Origin of the sequence: Limosilactobacillus agrestis (assembly GCF_014145585.1) — a bacterium.
Taxonomy (GTDB): Bacteria; Bacillota; Bacilli; order Lactobacillales; family Lactobacillaceae; genus Limosilactobacillus; species Limosilactobacillus agrestis.
Genome location: NZ_JACIVF010000060.1, coordinates 50,807 through 69,996 on the forward strand (window position 1 = coordinate 50,807; position 19,190 = coordinate 69,996).

The 19,190-nt window shown below is 39.1% G+C and carries 19 protein-coding genes and 1 other annotated feature; of the genes, 2 read left to right on the forward strand and 17 right to left on the reverse strand.

Annotation, left to right across the window (positions count from 1 at the left end):
• Window positions 1–67: 67 nt before the first annotated feature.
• Complete coding sequence (glnA, locus tag H5R88_RS06530; protein ID WP_182600568.1) at window positions 68–1,411, reverse strand: type I glutamate--ammonia ligase; 1,344 nt, start codon at window positions 1,409–1,411, stop codon at window positions 68–70.
• Window positions 1,412–1,580: 169 nt separating this feature from the next.
• Entirely contained in the window at window positions 1,581–2,504 is a 924-nt protein-coding gene (gene miaA / locus H5R88_RS06535; protein WP_182600569.1) for a tRNA (adenosine(37)-N6)-dimethylallyltransferase MiaA, read from the reverse strand.
• Window positions 2,505–2,617: 113 nt separating this feature from the next.
• Between miaA and H5R88_RS06540 the strand changes: the two genes are divergently transcribed.
• Window positions 2,618–2,794, forward strand: coding sequence for a DUF3042 family protein (locus H5R88_RS06540; RefSeq protein ID WP_003664039.1), 177 nt, complete (start codon window positions 2,618–2,620; stop codon window positions 2,792–2,794).
• A 154-nt stretch (window positions 2,795–2,948) separates the two neighbouring features.
• Here H5R88_RS06540 and H5R88_RS06545 read toward each other — a convergent pair whose 3' ends face one another.
• The 6 genes from H5R88_RS06545 to H5R88_RS06570 form a co-directional block, all read right to left on the reverse strand.
• Entirely contained in the window at window positions 2,949–3,368 is a 420-nt protein-coding gene (locus H5R88_RS06545; RefSeq protein WP_182600570.1) for a rhodanese-like domain-containing protein, read from the reverse strand.
• Between the two features lie 13 nt (window positions 3,369–3,381).
• Window positions 3,382–4,353 carry an ROK family glucokinase gene (locus tag H5R88_RS06550; RefSeq protein WP_182577813.1) on the reverse strand — a complete coding sequence of 324 codons (972 nt, stop codon included), beginning with the start codon at window positions 4,351–4,353 and terminating at the stop codon, window positions 3,382–3,384.
• A 23-nt stretch (window positions 4,354–4,376) separates the two neighbouring features.
• On the reverse strand, window positions 4,377–4,616 hold the full coding sequence (locus H5R88_RS06555; protein ID WP_182577812.1) for a YqgQ family protein: 240 nt from the start codon (window positions 4,614–4,616) through the stop codon (window positions 4,377–4,379).
• 197 nt (window positions 4,617–4,813) lie between these two features.
• Window positions 4,814–5,368 carry a 5-formyltetrahydrofolate cyclo-ligase gene (locus tag H5R88_RS06560; RefSeq protein WP_182577811.1) on the reverse strand — a complete coding sequence of 185 codons (555 nt, stop codon included), beginning with the start codon at window positions 5,366–5,368 and terminating at the stop codon, window positions 4,814–4,816.
• A gap of 137 nt (window positions 5,369–5,505) precedes the next feature.
• Window positions 5,506–5,655, reverse strand: a complete 150-nt coding sequence (gene rpmG / locus H5R88_RS06565) for a 50S ribosomal protein L33 (RefSeq protein ID WP_003664049.1) — start codon at window positions 5,653–5,655, stop codon at window positions 5,506–5,508.
• A 138-nt stretch (window positions 5,656–5,793) separates the two neighbouring features.
• Window positions 5,794–7,893 carry a peptidoglycan D,D-transpeptidase FtsI family protein gene (locus H5R88_RS06570; RefSeq protein WP_182600571.1) on the reverse strand — a complete coding sequence of 700 codons (2,100 nt, stop codon included), beginning with the start codon at window positions 7,891–7,893 and terminating at the stop codon, window positions 5,794–5,796.
• Between the two features lie 209 nt (window positions 7,894–8,102).
• Between H5R88_RS06570 and H5R88_RS06575 the strand changes: the two genes are divergently transcribed.
• Entirely contained in the window at window positions 8,103–10,718 is a 2,616-nt protein-coding gene (locus tag H5R88_RS06575) for a YfhO family protein (RefSeq protein ID WP_182600572.1), read from the forward strand.
• Window positions 10,719–10,861: 143 nt separating this feature from the next.
• On the opposite strand, the gene H5R88_RS06580 is transcribed toward H5R88_RS06575, so the two are convergent.
• From H5R88_RS06580 to H5R88_RS06620, 9 genes are all read right to left on the reverse strand, one after another.
• The gene (locus H5R88_RS06580) at window positions 10,862–11,251 is read right to left on the reverse strand and encodes a HesB/YadR/YfhF family protein (protein ID WP_182577808.1); all 390 of its coding nucleotides are present in this window, start codon (window positions 11,249–11,251) and stop codon (window positions 10,862–10,864) included.
• Window positions 11,252–11,383: 132 nt separating this feature from the next.
• The gene (greA, locus tag H5R88_RS06585) at window positions 11,384–11,860 is read right to left on the reverse strand and encodes a transcription elongation factor GreA (protein WP_182577807.1); all 477 of its coding nucleotides are present in this window, start codon (window positions 11,858–11,860) and stop codon (window positions 11,384–11,386) included.
• A gap of 63 nt (window positions 11,861–11,923) precedes the next feature.
• Complete coding sequence (gene udk / locus H5R88_RS06590) at window positions 11,924–12,580, reverse strand: uridine kinase (RefSeq protein WP_182600573.1); 657 nt, start codon at window positions 12,578–12,580, stop codon at window positions 11,924–11,926.
• 111 nt (window positions 12,581–12,691) lie between these two features.
• A complete protein-coding gene (locus H5R88_RS06595; protein WP_182600574.1) occupies window positions 12,692–13,330 on the reverse strand; it encodes a C40 family peptidase in 639 nt (212 codons plus the stop codon).
• Between the two features lie 352 nt (window positions 13,331–13,682).
• Entirely contained in the window at window positions 13,683–16,100 is a 2,418-nt protein-coding gene (gene pheT / locus H5R88_RS06600; RefSeq protein WP_182577804.1) for a phenylalanine--tRNA ligase subunit beta, read from the reverse strand.
• Between the two features lie 6 nt (window positions 16,101–16,106).
• Window positions 16,107–17,153 (reverse strand): phenylalanine--tRNA ligase subunit alpha, encoded by a 1,047-nt coding sequence (gene pheS / locus H5R88_RS06605; protein WP_182600575.1) that lies wholly within the window; start codon window positions 17,151–17,153, stop codon window positions 16,107–16,109.
• 37 nt (window positions 17,154–17,190) lie between these two features.
• Window positions 17,191–17,397, reverse strand: a binding site (T-box leader).
• 49 nt (window positions 17,398–17,446) lie between these two features.
• Window positions 17,447–17,785: a winged helix-turn-helix transcriptional regulator gene (locus H5R88_RS06610; RefSeq protein ID WP_182577802.1), complete on the reverse strand. Its 339-nt coding sequence runs from the start codon at window positions 17,783–17,785 to the stop codon at window positions 17,447–17,449.
• A 20-nt stretch (window positions 17,786–17,805) separates the two neighbouring features.
• Window positions 17,806–18,312 (reverse strand): HD domain-containing protein, encoded by a 507-nt coding sequence (locus tag H5R88_RS06615; protein ID WP_182577801.1) that lies wholly within the window; start codon window positions 18,310–18,312, stop codon window positions 17,806–17,808.
• A 64-nt stretch (window positions 18,313–18,376) separates the two neighbouring features.
• Window positions 18,377–19,153, reverse strand: coding sequence for a TrmH family RNA methyltransferase (locus H5R88_RS06620; RefSeq protein ID WP_182577800.1), 777 nt, complete (start codon window positions 19,151–19,153; stop codon window positions 18,377–18,379).
• Between the last annotated feature and the right edge of the window lie 37 nt (window positions 19,154–19,190).

The window sequence follows — 19,190 nt, forward strand, 5'->3', positions numbered from 1 at the left end:
AGTTAATTTCACATGAAAAACACTTAGCAAGTAATCCCTGCACAAGTGTTTTTCATTACTTATTAATTTAATATTGTTCCATATAGTGTTGCCGTTCCCAGTCAGAAACATGTTGACGATATGAAGCATATTCACGGGTTTTAGCTTCCATAAAGCTATTATAGAGGTGTTCACCCATTGAATTTTTGACAACCTCATCGTTAGCCAAGGACTTTAATGCATTATGTAGAGTGTCTGGCAAGTCATGAATATCTTTTTCAGCTCGTTCTGCCTCAGTCATAGTATAAATATTTTCGTCAACATTATGAATTGGTGGTAAATTATTACGTAAACCATCTAAACCAGCTTCAAGAACAGCAGCGATTGCAAGGTATGGGTTAGCTGATGGATCAGCCGACCGCAACTCAAGCCGTGTTCCCATTCCACGATCACTTGGAATCCGGACAAGTGGTGAACGGTTAGAGGTTGACCAAGCAACATAAACGGGTGCTTCAAAGCCTGGAACTAAACGCTTATATGAATTAACGATTGGGTTACAAATTGCAGTATAGCTCCGAGCGTGCTTCATTAAACCACCTAAGAAATGGTAGGCTGTTGCTGAAAGCTTATCTTTATCATTTTCATCATAAAAGGCATTGCTACCATTTTGATTAAACAAGGACATATTGAGGTGCATTCCAGAACCATTAATCCCAGAAAGTGGCTTCGGCATAAAGGTTGCATGGAAACCATACTTTTTAGCAATTGTTTTAACAACGAACTTAAATGTTTGAATGTTATCGGCCGCTTCTAAAGCATCTGAATATTTGAAGTCAACTTCATGCTGACCAGGAGCAACTTCATGGTGAGCCGCTTCAACATCAAAGCCCATCTTTTCAAGAGCTAAGACGATATCACGACGACAATCCTCGCCAGGATCGGATGGTTCCATATCAAAGTAATTTTCTTTGTCATTAAGATTGGTAGTTGGATTTCCCTTTTCATCAGTCTTAAAGAGGAAGAATTCTGGTTCAGGACCAATGTTAAAGTCTTTAAAGCCCATCTTCCGCATACCTTCAAGAACCCGCTTTAAGTTATTACGTGGATCACCTTCAAATGGGGTACCATCAATATTATGAACACTGCAGATTACCCGCGCAACCTTACCGTGTTCAGCACCCCAAGGGAATGCAAGCCAAGTGGACATGTCTGGGTAAAGATACATGTCACTTTCTTCAATTCGAACAAATCCATCAATTGAAGAACCATCAAACATAATTTTGTTATCCATTAGTTTATCTAGCTGACTGACTGGTAAATCAACACTCTTAATCGTTCCCAATAAATCAGTAAACATAACTCTTAAGAAATGAATATCTTCATCCTTTACCATTTGGCGAACTTCATCTTTTGTAAATACGTGTTTACCCATAAAATTTCATTCCCTTTCATACAATATCCACAGAAATAGATGACTATACCAATCCATCTAACATCTGTTTCTCTCCTTAACACTGTGACTTAGAATAACAATAGACAGCCCATAAGTCAATTCTATTTAGGTGCTTTATATTAATTAAAAAAATGTTCCCCACTGCGCTTTATTTTTTTAACCAGTCATTTATAAATTGCTTAATTTGATTAATGTCATCAGGATGACGCAAAATATCAAACCAGTGAGTATCAGCCTTGTTTCTAAACCACGTTAACTGGCGCTTAGCATAATGGCGAGAATCCTGTTTAATCTTTGCGACTGCCTCGTCAAGACTAATCTCACCGCGAAAATAAGGAAATAGCTCATGGTAACCAATTCCCTTTCCCGCGGGAAGACCTTCTCCTCCTTGGTCAAACAACCACTTAGCTTCTTTTAATAAGCCATTTTGAATCATCAAATCGACTCGTTGGTTAATTCGTTCATATAAAACCGGACGATCAGTAGTTAAGCCAATTACAAAGAAATCATTAATTGCCTTGAATTGTGGCTGATTAGAAAATAGTTGGCCTGTTTTTTTAATTACCTCTAAAGCACGGATTACCCGGCGAGTATTAGATACTGGGATCTGAGCACTAGCTACCGGATCAAGGGCATTTAATTGCTCCCAGACATACTTGGCCCCTTTTTCTTCCGCCACTTTTTTCCAATGGTTACGAATTTCAAGCGTTTGTTGGTCAAAGTGATCACTTCCCAATGCCAGATTATCTGTTAGAGTTTGAAGATAAAAACCCGTTCCCCCCGCAATAATCGGTAAATGATTACGTTGAGCTATTTCCTCTATTTTTCGGTCAGCGAGTTCCTTAAAACGGGCCGCGGAAAAGCGTTCCTCAATATTACAAATGTCAATGAGATGGTGTGGTACTTCCCCCATTTCTTTGGGAGTAACCTTTGCCGTCCCAACATCAAGGTGACGATAAACTTGCATGGAATCACCAGAAATCACTTCACCATCAAATTCACGTGCCAGTTTTATTGACAACGCGGTCTTGCCTACAGCAGTTGGGCCAACAATTGCAATTACTTTATTCATCTAAATTCTCCAATTTTTATAAATTTTATGCTAAAACTTGTCCTTCTTACTGGTAAAACGCCATTAATTCTTGCATAATGGAAGTAACCTAGAATTCGAGGAGGTTTTATGTTATGAAACAATTAGCAAAAGGTATTTTAGTTGGTAGCTTGGCAACAGTTGCTGCTATTGCTAGCGGGGTTCTTACTTTCCATAAAACTGTCATTAAGCCAGCGGAAGAAGAAGAAGAAAAGTTTGACCAAAACCGTCGAGCTGCTATCCGTAAGGGCCGCTCAGCACACCAACTTTAATTTTATTTAAGATCCAAAAATAAGGCTGAGAGAATTTTTCTCCCAGCCTCTTTTTTTATTGGTTAAATTTTACAAGAGGCTAAATTCCAAACATTAACAAATGATTGTTTAGAGCTCTCAACCATCCTGACAAAAAGCATGTAAGATATTTTTCTTAATACTTGGACTTTTTAGTCTTACCGTCCCACGCACGATAACCGTCTTTTAAGATATAAAGGTGATTATACGCATGCTTACCTAAAAATGCAGCGGCCTGAGTACTTAATGTCATTCCTTCATCATATAAGTAAACTGGCATGTCCTTTCGCAATTCGCCATATTGTTGACGAAGGTATGGGTAAGGCAAGTTACGTGCACCAAGAATATGCCCCTGTTTAAAGTCATTTTCTTGTCGCAAGTCAATTACCTGTGCTTTTCGCATTCCTTGCTTAAAGTCATCTTGACTAAGGACAGTTGCATATCTCTTTCGACGGTAAGTCTGAAATGCCCAGCTAAAAATCCATACTAACAAGATGATTATAATGACAGCATTAAGAATCATCAAGCCAGAGCTAACTCCAAGTACCACGATCATTTCCCCTTATAAATTAATCTTCATTTACAAACTGCCGAGCTAATGACGCAGCACCGATAACACCAGCATCATTACCCAATTCAGCTAACTTCAATTGAGTTGAAGTCCGAACTGTTGGGAAGGCAAATTTTTCGAAGTTTTGCTTTACACGCTTCAAAAGGAATTCACCAGCTGCAGAAACTCCACCACCAATAACAAGATATTCAGGGTTTAATGCGTTACTTAAGTTGGCAGTTGCTAAACCAAGGTAGAAACAAACCTCATCAACAACAGTATTAGCAAGAAAGTCGTTTTCCTTAGCAAGGTCAAAGACAATTTTAGCTGTGATTTCGTCACCGTTATCGATCATCGCCTTCAAACGACTATTACCTTCATATTCTTCAGCCTTATCTTGAGCGATATGAACAATTCCTGTAGCAGATGCATATTGTTCTAAACATCCATGATTTCCACAAGTACAAAGGTATCCATCAGGCTTAACAATCATGTGACCAACTTCACCACCGGCACCAACAATACCATGGATAAGCTTACCATTGGAGATAAGTCCACCACCAACACCGGTACCTAAAGTAATAAATGCAACATCGTCACCTTCATTCCCAGCACCCTTCCAACGTTCACCAAGTGCGGCAACATTAGCATCGTTATCAAGAGCAAATTGCATCCCAGTACCTTGTTCAATCTCTTCTTTAACGTTTTGAGTTGTCTTCCAGTTTAAGTTGTAGGCACCAATAACAGTTCCCTTTTCACGGTCAATTGTTCCGGGAGTTCCCATTCCAATTCCAATAAACTGGTCTCGAGACATTTTGTATAAATCAAGGTGGTGATTAATTGAGTTAATGATGTCGGGCACAATGTGTGAACCATCATCCAAAATGTTAGTTCGTAAAGACCACTTTTGTTGAATCTCACCGTTCTCCGTTAAAATTGCAAACTTGATAGTAGTACCACCAAGGTCAACACCAATTAATTTCTTAGCCATAATGATTCCTTTCCTGGGTAAGGTTAATAGAGTTTACCCCTTTTAATTCTCGTTTGTTCTTCACGATGCTCTTTACGCAAAACAATCTTTGCTTTTGCATAAGTTAAATTATCTACAACTCCTGATTGATAGAGGTTATCAAGTTCAATTGCCATTAACTCAATATCATAAAGTCGCTTACCAACATATACAAACACATTGAATTCTTTTAATAATTGCTGAACATCGTATAATGTGCGGTAGTTTCTTGAGGCGATTGCCATAAATTATCACTTCAATTCTAGAGTTAAAATTACCAAACTTACCGTTAAGACAGCTCCACTTAAAACATTTCAGGTAGTCAACGTTTTCCAACATTGGGGCACCAATAACAAAGTTGAGCTACCTGCATAAACTAGTACCTAAAAAATTATTAAGATGAGGTCACGGGCGCTAATTTTAGCCCCTGTGTCCGCACCTTTTAGATCTCCGGTAAATACAACACTTTATCTATCCGCTGATCAAATGCTTCTGGTTCCCATTCGTTTTCTTCAGCCAGTTGCGTTGTCAATGCCATTGAAATTTTAGGTCCCTTATAGTTTTTTAAGTAACGATCATAGTAACCGCCACCAAAGCCCAACCTATTACCCGATGCGGTAAAGGCCACTCCAGGAACAACCATCAAATCGATTTCATCTGGAGAATAAACTTTACCATCATGAGGTTCCAAGATGCCAAAAGATGACTCATCAAAATCAGTATCCTCATTTAATTCAACAAATTCCATTTGCCGATGTGGTAACGTACGTGGAACAACAATCTGTTGACCCTTATGACGCGCATGAAGAATAATAGGCGCAGTATCAATTTCAAAAGATTGACTTAAAGTAATAGCAATTGTCTCAGCACCTGTCCATTCGGGTTGATCGTATAGCAATGATGCTAATTTTCGCTCTTCGTAAAGACGAGTATTTAAATCTAATTGTTGAAGGCGCGCAATATATGCTTGTCGTAACTCTTTCTTTGAATAAGTCATTATGCTATGACCGCTCCTTTATAGTGAAGTAACAAACGGTATCAGGTTTTATTATCACCGCTTGAGGGAATTTATGCAAGCGTTTTTTTATAAAAATAAATAAAAAGAGCCGGTCTCCCAGCTCCCTTATTTGGTCATTACTTGGTTTCCCGATGTAATGTAACCTTTTGTTCCCGTGGACAGTACTTGTTTAATTCAAGACGATCTGGGTTGTGACGACGGTTCTTGCTAGTTAAGTAAGTCCGTTCGTGGCATGAAGTACATTCAAGTGTAATGTTGACACGCATTATTTTGACCTCCAAACTATTTCTTTTATTTAACGTGGTTATTTATCGTAACCCTAACTCGTACAACTATATCATTTATTTTTCTATTTGGCTAGTAATTTATCAAAGTTTGTTAAGGAAATTTCCTTGACAGTTTAGTTAATCACCAAAACCCTTTGGACTCTGAACGGTCTTCCAGTAAGCTTCAAAAATTTGTTTAGCCATTGTAAGGTTAGCTTCACCATCGGAATTTGAAGCTCCCGGAATAGCCAAAGCAACTACAACTTGTGGGTTATCAGATGGAGCATATCCAGCAAAACTTAAAGTAGTTGTCGAGTGAGACTTGTAGTAGGTTTCCGCAGTTCCTGTCTTACCAGATACGGATGGCTTAACAGATGCTAACGCTTTACCAGTAACATAACGGTTAGAACCATGAACCACTTGATAAAGTCCTTGTTTAACAACGTCAAAGTCGGCTTTAGATGCAGGAATTGTTAACTGGACTTGTGGTTTAGTCGTATATTCAACTGGTCCTAATTCACCATTAGACTTTGTACCACGAATTTCTTTAACAACATATGGTCGCATCCGGTTACCACCGTTAGCAATCGTTGACATGTATTGAGCCAATTGAATCAAGGTATAACCATCATAGTTACCATATGACAAATCTAGCGCTGAACCAATATGCTTTTGGTCAGCCGGTCCAGTATAACCGCTTGTTTCTCCAGGTAAGTCGATTCCAGTTTTGACACCGAGGCCAAACATGTTGAAATACCCCCGTGCTTTAGCAAAAATACTTGGTTTCATTGTAATTTGCTCGTCTGGTGAATACTTCATTCCTGCTTCTTTCATGAGTAGTTGCATCATGTAAGAGTTGGAAGAAACTTCGAGCGCCGTTGCTGCATTAATTGCCATATTGGCTGAGCCACCATGGTTAAACCATGATCCCTTAGATGAAGTTCCAGCAAGCTTAATTGGCATATCGGTTAAGGTATTATTTGTTGGCGTAATTACACCATCCATTAATGCCCCCATGACCATTGCCGGCTTTACAACAGACCCCATCGTAATCGGGTGGTTAATAGCCCCAATTTCATCTGGGGTTTCTTTACCGGTTTCTGGATCACGATCAATTCCGGCCATCGCATAGATTGCACCAGTATTAGGGTTCATAACAACTGCGTACACTCCCGTCGAATATTGATTTCCGGCAGCGGAGTAATTATTTTTTAGAATTGATTGAACTTTCTTTTGAAACTTAGCATTAATCGTTAAAACTAAATTATCACCCTTCTTACCAGGGTACTTAGTCTTTTCTTTAGTTACATCATTTCCGTTAGTAGTAACTTCAGTTTGTGACTTCGAACCGGCTAAAGTTGATTGGAACTGCTTTTCAAGATAACTTTGTCCAACGCTATCGTTCCGAGAATATCCTTGAGCAAGCAATGAGTTAACTTCATCACTTGGCAAACCAGTAGTCGAGACAGTCCCCGTTAACGACTGGATATCTGTTCCTTGTGGATAGTTACGAGTCCAAGACGTGCCGATCTTTACTCCTGGCATTTCATTCAAGTGTTCTCCAATCGCTGCAAGCTCTTTAGCACTAACACCTGTTTCTTTAATATAAGTCGTTGACAGGGAATATGCTCCACTCATTGCTGCGTAAATCCGAGCATTATTCTTTTGCTGATCAGTAAGCTCCCATGAATCAGGATGTTTACTCAAATATTCGAGAGCTTTATCGTACTTAGTATCTTCAGAATCTGTATCTGAAGTCTTGACATGTTTCAAAACACTCTTAAGGCGCTCTTTATCAGCAAGGTAATAATCCTCTTCATTTCGATTAGTTAAGCGTGAATTTTTATTAGAGACAGACACATATTTTCCTAAACGATTAGCAATCTGATAGAGCTGATCAGTAGTTACATTGGCCCCCTTAGTATAGGTAATGGCTTGATGAGTTTGATTACCAACAAGAACGTTTCCTTGTGAATCATAAATCATCCCCCGTTGTACATTATTCGTCTGCGTTGTTGTATCCGATCGCTTTACTTCTGCTTTAAATGATGTTCCCTGCAGAACTTGAAGATAAAACAATCGAATAGTTAACGCTAATAATAAGATCCCAACAATCCATAGTAGCATGTTCAGCCGGAATGGAATAATTGACTGCGCATTTTGACGCTTTTTGGTACGTGAACCAAATAAGTTCATTATTCGATCAAAGAATTTCACAGTTTTATAATTCTCCTTCATCGTAGTGAATCTATTTTAACAAAAATTACCTGCTTTAACAGATAGTTACCACTACTAACGTGAAAATAATACTCTTTATTTTATAAGAAATGAAGAATTTATTCCAATGATTTAATGAAATTTAATGAACAATAGTAATGAATATCATTTCAAAAAAGGATATGATAATGTGGATATGTTTATTTAATTAAAAGAAGGAGAAATTTGCTGTGTTTTCATATCAACTTCATCGTTTATATCGACGCAAAATTTTGATTGCAAGTTTCCTATTGCCAGTTATTTTGATGGCCTGTTACTTTGCATACCGTCAAATGACACCTTTTGGCAAGAGCAGCTTATTGACCGTTGATCTCGGCCAGCAATATGTCGATTTTTTTAGTTACCTTCGAAATACTATTCTCCACCATCCCAGCAGTTTCTTCTATTCATTTAGTAAGGGGCTAGGTGGCGAAATGTTTGGAACGAATGCGTATTATTTGCTAAGCCCATTAAACTTAATTTTGTTATTTTTTCCCGCTCAACACCTTGTAACTGGAATCACCATCATTACCCTCGTCCGTTATGGATTAGCAGGCTTGAGTTTTGCATGGCTAATGGAAAAAACTAAACTACAACAGGGATGGCGAATTTTAGCATTCAGTACGGTCTACTCAATGAATGGGTGGATGATTGCTAATCAATTAAATATGATTTGGCAAGACGCTTTAATACTTTTGCCATTAATTATTTGGGGACTCCTCAAACTTATCTATCAAAAGCGGGTCGGCACTTATATCTCTTGGCTAGCAGTAATGCTGATTGATAATTATTATATGGGCTGGATGATCGCTATCTTTACTTTCTTATTCTTCCTCTGGCAGACGCCGGCATTGGCTTCATGGCGACAACGCAGCGTGATTTTTCTACGGTACCTTGGCAGCTCAGTTCTTGCAGCTGGTATTTCCGCAGTTATTTTATTGCCAACATTCTACGCATTAATGCAAAGTAAAGGGACGTATACCGAAACTAAGATTCACAGCCGTTTTGAGTACTTTGCCCCTAAAATGCTTGGTAAACTTGTTCCTGGATCATTTAATTTTAATCAAATGCCGAATGGTCAGCCTAACATTTATGTTGGAATGCTACTAATGCTCGGGGCTTGTCTTTACTTTTTCAATAGCCGCTTTGATTTGCGTCGACGTTTAATTGGGGGCGCCATCTCAGTTTTCTTTATTTTCTCATTCTGCTATGAGCCATTAGACCTTTTATGGCATGCCGGCCAGTTTCCTGTTTGGTACCCTTATCGTTTTTCGTACCTTTTTTCTTTCTGGTGTATTTTTCTTGCTGCCAAAGTGCTTCAACCAGATTTTAAAATAAAAAAACGGAGTGCCATTATCCTGACACTACTAATTATCGCAATTTACTGGTATGTTGGTACGCTCAACTTATCGTATATTAATAGCAACCAACGAAATATTGGTCTATGTTTTGCACTAATTGCCGTTAGTTGTCTTTATATTCCCAGAACAAATTCGCCACGCTTATACGATGCGTTACTGATCCTCCTTGCAGTCTGCGATATTTCCATGAGTGGATATACGGCACTTAATAAGATCTCGTACGTTTCACAACCTGAATTTAGTAACTACACCATTGCCCTTGATAAAAGTGTCACAAAGTTAAAAAAACACGATTCGGGATTCTACCGCATAGCAAAAACTTTCATGCGAACTAAGGATGATCCCTTTCAAGCAGATTTTAATTCTGGTGACCATTTTGGTTCTACCTTAGAACCATCCATTCCAGCCTTCATGGGAGCAATTGGGCAGCCAGATGGGGACGGGTTTGTTACCTATACTAACGGAACCCAAGTTAGTGATGCTCTTCTTGGTTATAAATACACAATGAATGCTCGAAATACTTCGACCGGTCAAGCCTTACCTCTCTCTGGATTTCGACCTGACTGGTATAGTTATCCATTAGTAGGGTCAACCTCTGCAGTTAATCTCCGTGAGAACTTGCACGCTCTCCCACTTGCATTTGGAGCTAACACCGGCATTCTCCACCTCCATCGAACTACAATGGATCCCTTAAATTATCAGTCACAGATCTTCCAAACTCTTGCCGGTCGTCCCACATTTCATTCCCTATTTGCGGTTCAAAACTTTGATTCTGTCAAATTCAATAATGTTCAAAGCGCTAAGCAAATTACTGGAACAATCTTTAGAAAGCAAAACTTGCTTAAACCAGCATCAGTCCAGTTAGAATTCATTCCACCGACTAACGATTCTTACTACTTAACCCTCGGACCAAATGTCGAGGATAATGCCACAATTACGATGAATAACAAAAAATTTACCCAGTATGATACTTTCCGTAATACAGTAGTAATTAACGTTGCCCATGACCAAAAAGGCCAAAAAATCATTATTAATTTGCAACTAAAGAAGATAGCTCTTTGGATGCAAAACGTTAGTATCTATCAATTAAAGCAACGACCATTCATGGCAAGCTTAAAGACTCTCCAAGAATCACCGTTAAAGATTAGTTCATACCGTAGTAATCGGATCGTTGGAACAGTTAATCTCCAGCGTAATCAGCAAGTATTGATGACAACTATTCCTGCTGCTAAAGGCTGGCATGTCAAGGTAGATGGTAAGGCCGCTACTCCCCAAACTGTGCTTAATACCTTTATGGCTGTTCCGATGAGCCCTGGAAAGCACCAAGTTGAATTTTATTACCGGCCACCCTTCCTTATCCCTGGCCTTATAATTACAGTTATAAGTCTAGGTTTAACTGGTTGGTGGGTTAAGAAAGAACACCAAAGAAAAACAGTGTTTAATTAGAAATAACGGAAGTGGCAAACAACCTTCTCGTGCCTTAGGCGATGCAAAGCTAGTTCCACGTTATCTTACTATTGTTCGTGAAAGCAGTTGAGGCTGAGAAAAACTTTTGTTTTTCTCAGCCTCACTTTTATTTTATTAAAAAATTAATGCCGTGAAGCTCCAGTAGAGGCATCGGCCTTATTATCCGAATGGTCATCGGCATCTTTAACAAACCCAGCTACATCGGGTGTATCACCATTTTCATGTTGAAAATGAAAGACTAGTCCGTCTGCTTGCTCATCATAGTCAACAGTGGTTATAAGATCCTTAAAGAACCATTCATCTAAGGAGTCAATGTGGTAGTTAATTCCATCCTTTTGCATCTCTAAAATCGGCTCAACTGGTTTATCTTCACGGGTAAATCCCTGTGAAAAGCCGTGATGAACCTCAGTTTGACCATAAGTCTTACCGTAAAATTTTATTCCATTCCCTGGTTTTAAGTCCATTTCATCACGAAACCATTGGCTTGCAGCATCAGTAATAATCAATTTCATGTTTTTCCCTCCAACATTCATCTGATATCGCTTTCATCCATCTTACTATAGCATAGCCAGAAAATAATACCAATAAGTAAAACGAGATAGAGAAATTTACAACATTCCTCTATCTCGTTTAAAACATTTTAATTAATCCACTTTAATAATCTTTAACTTAATTGTCCCATTAGGCACTTCAACTTCAACTACTTCGCCGACCTTATGACCAAGCAATCCTTTTGCCATTGGAGATTCATTAGAAATCTTACCGTTAAATGGATCAGATTCTGATTCACCGACAATTTGGTATTCTTCTTGTTCCTCATCTGGCAATTCTTGAATAGTAATTGTCCGCCCCATTGATACTTCATCCTTATCAACATCTTCATTATCAATAATTTCAGCATATTGAAGCATGTTTTCAATTTGAGCAATCCGGCTCTCAACCATTGCTTGTTCATCTTTTGCGGATTCATATTCTGAGTTTTCAGATAAATCACCATAACTACGAGCAATCTTTATCCGCTTAATAACTTCTGGTCGACGCTTCAAACGATACTCTTCAAGTTCATCTTCAAGCTTTTTCTTCCCTTCAAGGGTCATTGGAAAAGTTTTTTCTTCAGCCATTATAAACACTCCTCATAATTTATCCAGTGCAACATTACCATTTCTACTTCAGCTTGTAAATACCTATTGCAATTCAGTATGTCCTCGTTTTACTAAAATATCACGGATTTTAGTAGATAATAGGTCAATTGCAACTTGGTTTTCGCCACCTTCTGGCACAATAATGTCAGCGTAGCGTTTAGTTGGTTCAACAAATTGATGGTACATTGGTTTTACCGTGGCTAAGTATTGAGTAATAATTGAATCAAGAGACCGACCACGCTCAACCATATCACGTTGAATTCGACGAATAATTCGAATATCGTCATCTGTATCAACATAAACCTTAATATCCATTAAATCACGTAAACGTTCATCATCAAGAATTAAGATTCCTTCCAAAATAATGACATCTGTTGGTTCTACATGAACAGTTTTATCAGAACGAGTATATTGGGTATAGTCATACACCGGCATCTCAATCGCCTTATTACTCCGCAAATCCGTTAGCTGCTCAATTAACAAATCTGTATCAAATGCAAGGGGATGATCATAATTTACTGCCTTACGTTCATCCATTGTCATATCTGCCTGATCGTTATAGTAAGTATCTTGGTTAATAATCTGAATTGCCTGTCCATGTAATTGGTCATAGATTTTATTACTTACCGTTGTCTTTCCACTACCGGAACCACCTGTAACGCCAATAACTACTGGACGTTTATTCTGTTGAATACCCATCAATTTGTCTCCCTCATTAAACTTTCTAATCTGAAATAGTATATAGCACTCTTTTGTGATGCGCAAGATAATTACTAATTTAAATTATTAACGGCGAGCCAAAAAGAAAGATTAATGCATAACAACGTAGTAATTTCCAGGGAAGTATTGTTGGTTAGTAATCTTAACTGTTTCATTTTCATTTGGAGCCTGAATAATTCGACCATCACCAAGCGAAATAGCTACGTGGTATGGGGCATCATCAGAACCGTAAAATACAAGGGCCCCATATGGAGCGTTTAAGACATTATCGTGAATATGAGGTCCTAAAACCTGTTGTTCGTAAGTTGTTCGTTGAGGAATCCCATAGCAATATTGAACTAAACCAGAACAGTCAAAACCACCTGGCTTATTACCACCCCACACATAAGGTGTTCCTAAATAGGACATTGCCTTATTAACAGAGTCTTGTAGACTTTGACTATTCTTGTTAGGTTGATCCTTTTTCGCAGTATTATTAGTCGAGGTTTCATTTTTTTCTTTGGTTGGGATTGTTAATTTTTGCCCTGCAAAAATTAATTCTTTATTTTGCAAGTGATTAGCAGTTACAATATCATCTACACTAACATTATACTTTTGCGCAATCCCGTTCAAATTGTCACCAGCAGTGACCGTAATAGTCGTATCAGCCTTAGCAGTTACAGTTCCCATTGCCATTGCGCCAGCTACTCCTAACGATGATGCAAGAATTTTCTTTGTTGTTGATTTCATTATTTCGTTTATCCCTCTTTATATTAAATATTCCTATTTTATTATCAAACTATTAATAAAATAGCAGAAATTTTTCGGCCCTTCAACCACTAATTATTACTTTAGCGATTAGCCCTATAATAATAAATACGTAAAAAATACTCATTTGCACTAAGGAGAGTGGGAAAACGATGAGCTAAATTAGGACAATGATTAGCACGGCACGCTGATTTATACTCGAGCCTTGTGACGACGTAAAGCTAGTTCCACGTTATCTTACTATTGTTCATTAAAGCAGTTGAGGTTGGGAAAAAACAAAAGTTTTCTCCCAACCTCCTTGAAACAATCTTAGGCTGTTTCTACTTTCAATATTTTAACGAATCTCCGCATCAATCTTATCTTGTAAATAAGTAGTAACTTTATCAAAGGCCGCATTTACTTGGTCTTCAGTTAATGTTCCTTTATCATTTTGATAAGTTAAAGTGTAAGCTAACGACTTCTTACCTGCCGGCAGGTGCGAGCCAGCATAAACATCAAATAGGTGAATATCTTTAAGGTATGCACCACCCTTTTGTTTAATTGCTTCTACAATTGTTGCATTTTCAACATCACTATCAACTAAGAGGGCAATATCGCGAGTGATTGAAGGATACTTACTAATAGGGGTATATTCATTTTCAATCTTTGGTGCAGCCAGTAATAATTCAAGATTTAATTCAAATACATATGTTTCGGGAATCTTATATTCCTTAGCAGTTTGTGGGTGAACTTGACCAATAAAACCAACTAATTGGTCATCAACCATAATATCAGCGGTTCGTCCTGGATGCATTTCTGGTCGATCACTAGTTGGAACATAAGCAACCTTACCAGCAATCCCCATATTCTTAAGGTAACGTTCAACGATCCCCTTTAGTTGGAAGAAATCAACCGGTTGATCTTTCTTATTCCAACTATTAGCTACCATTTGGCCAGTAACCGCAGCTGCAAGGTGTTCTTGTTCTACCGGACGTTCATCCCCCATTGGCAAGAAGACCCGACCTTCTTCATATAGCGCTACGTTATCAACATTTCGCGCCACGTTATAAGCAATATCATTAAGCAAGCCGCTAATAATATTCATCCGGGTAGCGACATGATCAGAACTCATTGGGAAATCTAATTTCATTGGTTCCGCAAGTGGTTTAATTTGGAATTGCTTAGCCTTATCAATAGTTGTTAAGGAGTAGCTAATCGCTTGCGTTAAGCCCATTCCTTCAAGGTCATGACGACTTGCCCGAATAAACTGTTGACGTGGGGTTAGTCCTCCCCGGTTACGGGTCATTGTTGGTAAAGTCGATGGCAAATTATCATAACCATAAATTCGGGCAATTTCTTCATAAAGATCAGCTGCAAGGCTAATATCCCAACGCCGTGCTGGGGCAGTTACTGTTAATTGATCGTCACCATCAACAGTGTAAGCAAATGCCAAGCGATCAAAAATATTAGTAACTTGTTCCATGGTTAATGAAGTGCCCAGAACATGATTAATCTTCGCAAGGGATAGTTTGATTGGGGTATCAACTGCTGGCGCTTCACTACCAGTTACAATTCCTGCTGTAATCGTGCCACCAGCAAGCTCCTTAATCATCTCAGCTGCTTCATTCAATGCGGTTTCAACTGTTGCTGGATTGATTCCTCGTTCAAATCGCATTGAAGATTCACTATGAAGATCTAAGCGCCGTGCTTGTTTCCGGACCATTACTGGATCAAAAATGGCTGCTTCAAGGGCAACAGTGGTCGTATCATCACTTACTGCCGTTCCTTCTCCTCCCATCGTTCCAGCAAGAGCAACAGGCTCACCATCAACGGTTACAACAATATCATTTGCCTTTAAGGTTTGTTCATCCCCGTCTAGCGTAACAAACTTTTCACCTTCATTAGCATGACGCACCCCAAAGTTTTTACCAGATAATTGATCATAATCATAACTGTGGAGTGGTTGACCATATTTAAGGAGGATATAGTTAGTCACATCCACAACATTATTTACTGGCCGGACACCACTGTTCCATAAGCGAATCTGAAGCCAAAGTGGACTTTCAGCAATTTTAACCCCTTTGATTACCCGTAACTTATAGGTTGGTGCAATCTTAGGATCATTAATTTCTGCTTGAAGAAGGTCCGCTGTCTTCTCAGTACCTTCTTCTTTAATCTTAATTTCTTTAAAGTGTGGCTTTAACCCGTAAAAAGCTGCAATATCATTAACATTTCCATAAATACTAAGCATGTCACCACGATTAGGCGTTACATCTGTATCGATGATCGTGTCATCCATACCTAAGTACCTAAATACGGAATCACCGTTCTTGGCATCATCTGGTAAGAAATAGATCCCGTCTTCGTAATCTTTAGGGGCAATCTTGTCGCTGAAGCCAATTTCTTGAAGGGCACAAAGCATCCCATTTGATTCAATACCCCGGATCTTACCACGCTTAATCTTTTGATTATCAGCAATCCGAGCACCATGAAGGGCAACGATCACCTTTTTACCCGCTTGAACATTAGGGGCACCACAAACAATTTGAATTGGTTCTTCTTCTCCAACATCTACTTGACAAACATGAAGGTGATCCGAATCAGGGTGTTTTTCACATTTTACTACTTCCCCAACAACAATCTTCTTTAAACCGTCGCTTAATGAATAAACATCATTAATATCAACAGAGGTACGAGCAATTTTTTCTGCTAAATCTTGAGGAGCTACATCTAAATCAAGGTATTCTTGAAGCCATTGATATGATACTTTCATTTCACATTATCCTTTCTGGTCAAATTGGTTAAGGAAGCGGACATCATTTTGGTAGAAGTTACGAATATCGTCAACGCCGTACTTCAACATAGCAAAGCGGTCTGGCCCAAGCCCAAATGCAAAGCCGCCATATTCTTCTGGATCAATGCCTGACATCTTAAGCACATTTGGATGAACCATTCCGGCACCAAGTACCTCAATCCAACCAGTTTGTTTACAAATTGCACACCCCTTCCCAAGACAGTTGAAACAAGTAATATCTGCTTCAACTGATGGTTCAGTAAATGGGAAGTAGCTTGGCCGTAAGCGGACCTCTAACTTATCACCAAAAAGGTTTTGGGCAACCGCTTCAAGGGTTCCCTTTAAATCAGCCATTGTAATATTCTTACCAACGACCATCCCTTCAATTTGGTGGAATTGATGACTATGAGTTGCATCATCAGTATCACGCCGGTAAACCTTACCTGGTGAGATCATCTTTAGTGGTCCTTGACTAAAATCATGTTTTTCGAGCATCCGTGCTTGCATTGGTGACGTTTGTGTCCGCATCAAAACAGATGGAGTAACATAAAAAGTATCTTGCATGTCACGAGCGGGGTGGTCTTTAGGCAAGTTAAGCTTTTCAAAGTTATAAACTTCTTGCTCCACTTCATCCCCAACTGCGACTTCATATCCCATTGATACAAACAAGTCCACAACTTGATCAATAATTTGTTGAATAACATGAGGTTGGCCTTGTGCTACTGGTGTTCCAGGAAGAGTAACATCAATTGTTTGGGCTGCTAACTTAGCATCCATGGCTGCTTGTTCTAATTCCGCACGCTTTTCTTCAATCGCAGCCGCTAATTCGTCCCGTACCTTATTAGCGAATTGACCTACTTTGGGTCGTTCTTCAGCACTGAGGTCACGCATACCACGTAGAACCGAAGTAATCGGTCCTTTCTTTCCCAGCATCTTTACACGGATTTCATTAACTCTTTTTAAATCCTCCGATTGTTTAATATCTTGCAATCCTTCTTCACGAAGTTTGGCTAATTTCTCTCTTAGTCCCATATTTTCACTCCTTAATTCAAAAAAAGCCTCATCCCAATATAGGGACGAGGCTTCGCGGTACCACCCTAGTTTGTAGGTAAAGCCCTACACACTCAAATAATCAATAACGGTGATTAGCCGGAATACCATTACGCATCAGCTCCGAAAGTGAAATTCACCTTAGATCACTGATTGCAACTTTCAGAATATGGCTGCAACTCTCTAACAGGATCATCTAGCTACTAGCTCTCATCATAGCTTTTAATTCAATTACATATTCTAGACAATCATTTATAAGGCGTCAAGCGTTATTTTTAAATCCACTTGTCACTCCATGCATGAACAGCTTCCATGACTGGACGCAATTCTTGCCCACGTTCAGTCAGCGAATAATCGACGCGACTAGATCCTTCGTAAGTGTTACGAATAACAATTTGTTCATCTTCGAGCTCTTTTAATCGTTCACATAAAACCCGATCGCTGCACTTAGCAATGCTACTGGTAATATCCTTAAATCGCATGTTGCCATTTTTAAGTAGCACTTCAATGATTAAGCCGTTCCATTTCTTTCCCAAGATCATAAACGTACGTGTAAATTTTGGACAAAGTTTACAGTCTTCATCAAGTGCCTTTTCTGCTACTAATTGTTCCATAATTTAACTCTCCTTCTTCTCTACCAAGTTGTTCGTATCCGTCGTTTCTTAATCTTTCGACGCATCTTTGCACGCAACGGTCCAAAGAATTCATGTTCCGCTTCAAAATCGTCAACTAGCGATACAATTAGACTCTCTGGATAACGTGGCACTGCCAACGTTGCGCCAAACATATGCTTAAGGATAATATCCTTTTCTTTTTCATTTAATGGGGTTAACTTTTCAGCATTGCGTAATGCAACGCGGGGATGAATAAAAGCATGAGTTCCTAAATTAAACTTAGTTGTCCGCCAATCATAATAAAAGAGATCATGCAATAAACCGGCCCGCGCAGTACTGCGATAATCAAGATGCATTTTTTTAGCAATTTTGTAGCTATCATACGAAACCGCAATAGAATGTTGCAGACGGGTAGAGTGATGATGCTGAGTATAGTTCGCTAGCTTTTGGACAGCTGGCTGGGCTAACAGATCGGCAACGATTGAAACATACTCTTTATCGGTGCGCCATTCATTCTTTGATTTCATGTAATACCCCTTTTCTATATTATTGAAATTATCATACACGATTTTAACGAGAAAATAAATTAGTTTAATCTAGATTTTGGTTAAGCTGAAACATTAAGATTCCTGCGGAGATAGCCACATTGAGTGATTCCGCTTCACCACGCATTGGGATGTAGAGATTATCCGTTGTTTGGGATAGCAACTCATCACTCATCCCCTGCCCTTCATTACCCATAATTAGGGCAAAAGTATTCCCCGGATTAACAGTCCGAAAATTTTTTGCCTGGGGATTCAACTGTGTACCATACACAGGTGCATTGATTGCTTTAAAATCATCAATCCACTTTGGTAAGTCACCTTCAAACATTTGCAGGTGGAATTGACTTCCTTGCATTGAACGAACAACTTTAGGACCAAATAAGTCTGCAGAACGTTGTCCAACTACTACTCCCGTAAACCCGGCGGCATCCGCTGTCCGTACCATTGTTCCCACATTGCCTGGATCTTGAACCCGGTCGAGGAATAGCCATGCTCCATGCAGTGGCCCTGCTGGTAAACGATGAGCAGCTGGTAAAGCAACAACTGCTGCAATTCCTTGGGGTGTTACCGTATCAGTAATGTGTTTCATGATTTCTTCAGTAACTTCATAGGTTGCATTTGCCATCCCTTCAAGCTCTGGATGGACAGCTAACTGCTCAGTTGTCCCTACTACTTCTAAAAGCTCAATTCCAGCTTTAGATGCTTCTTGAACTAAGTGCCAGCCGTCTAACAGGTAAGTACCAGTCTGCCGTCGCGCTTTTTTAGTTTGCAACTTTTTCCAATCCTTAACGTGCTGATTATGAATAGATGTTAATTGTTCCATATAATTCGCATGCTCCTTCTTGTTAATTAAATTATAC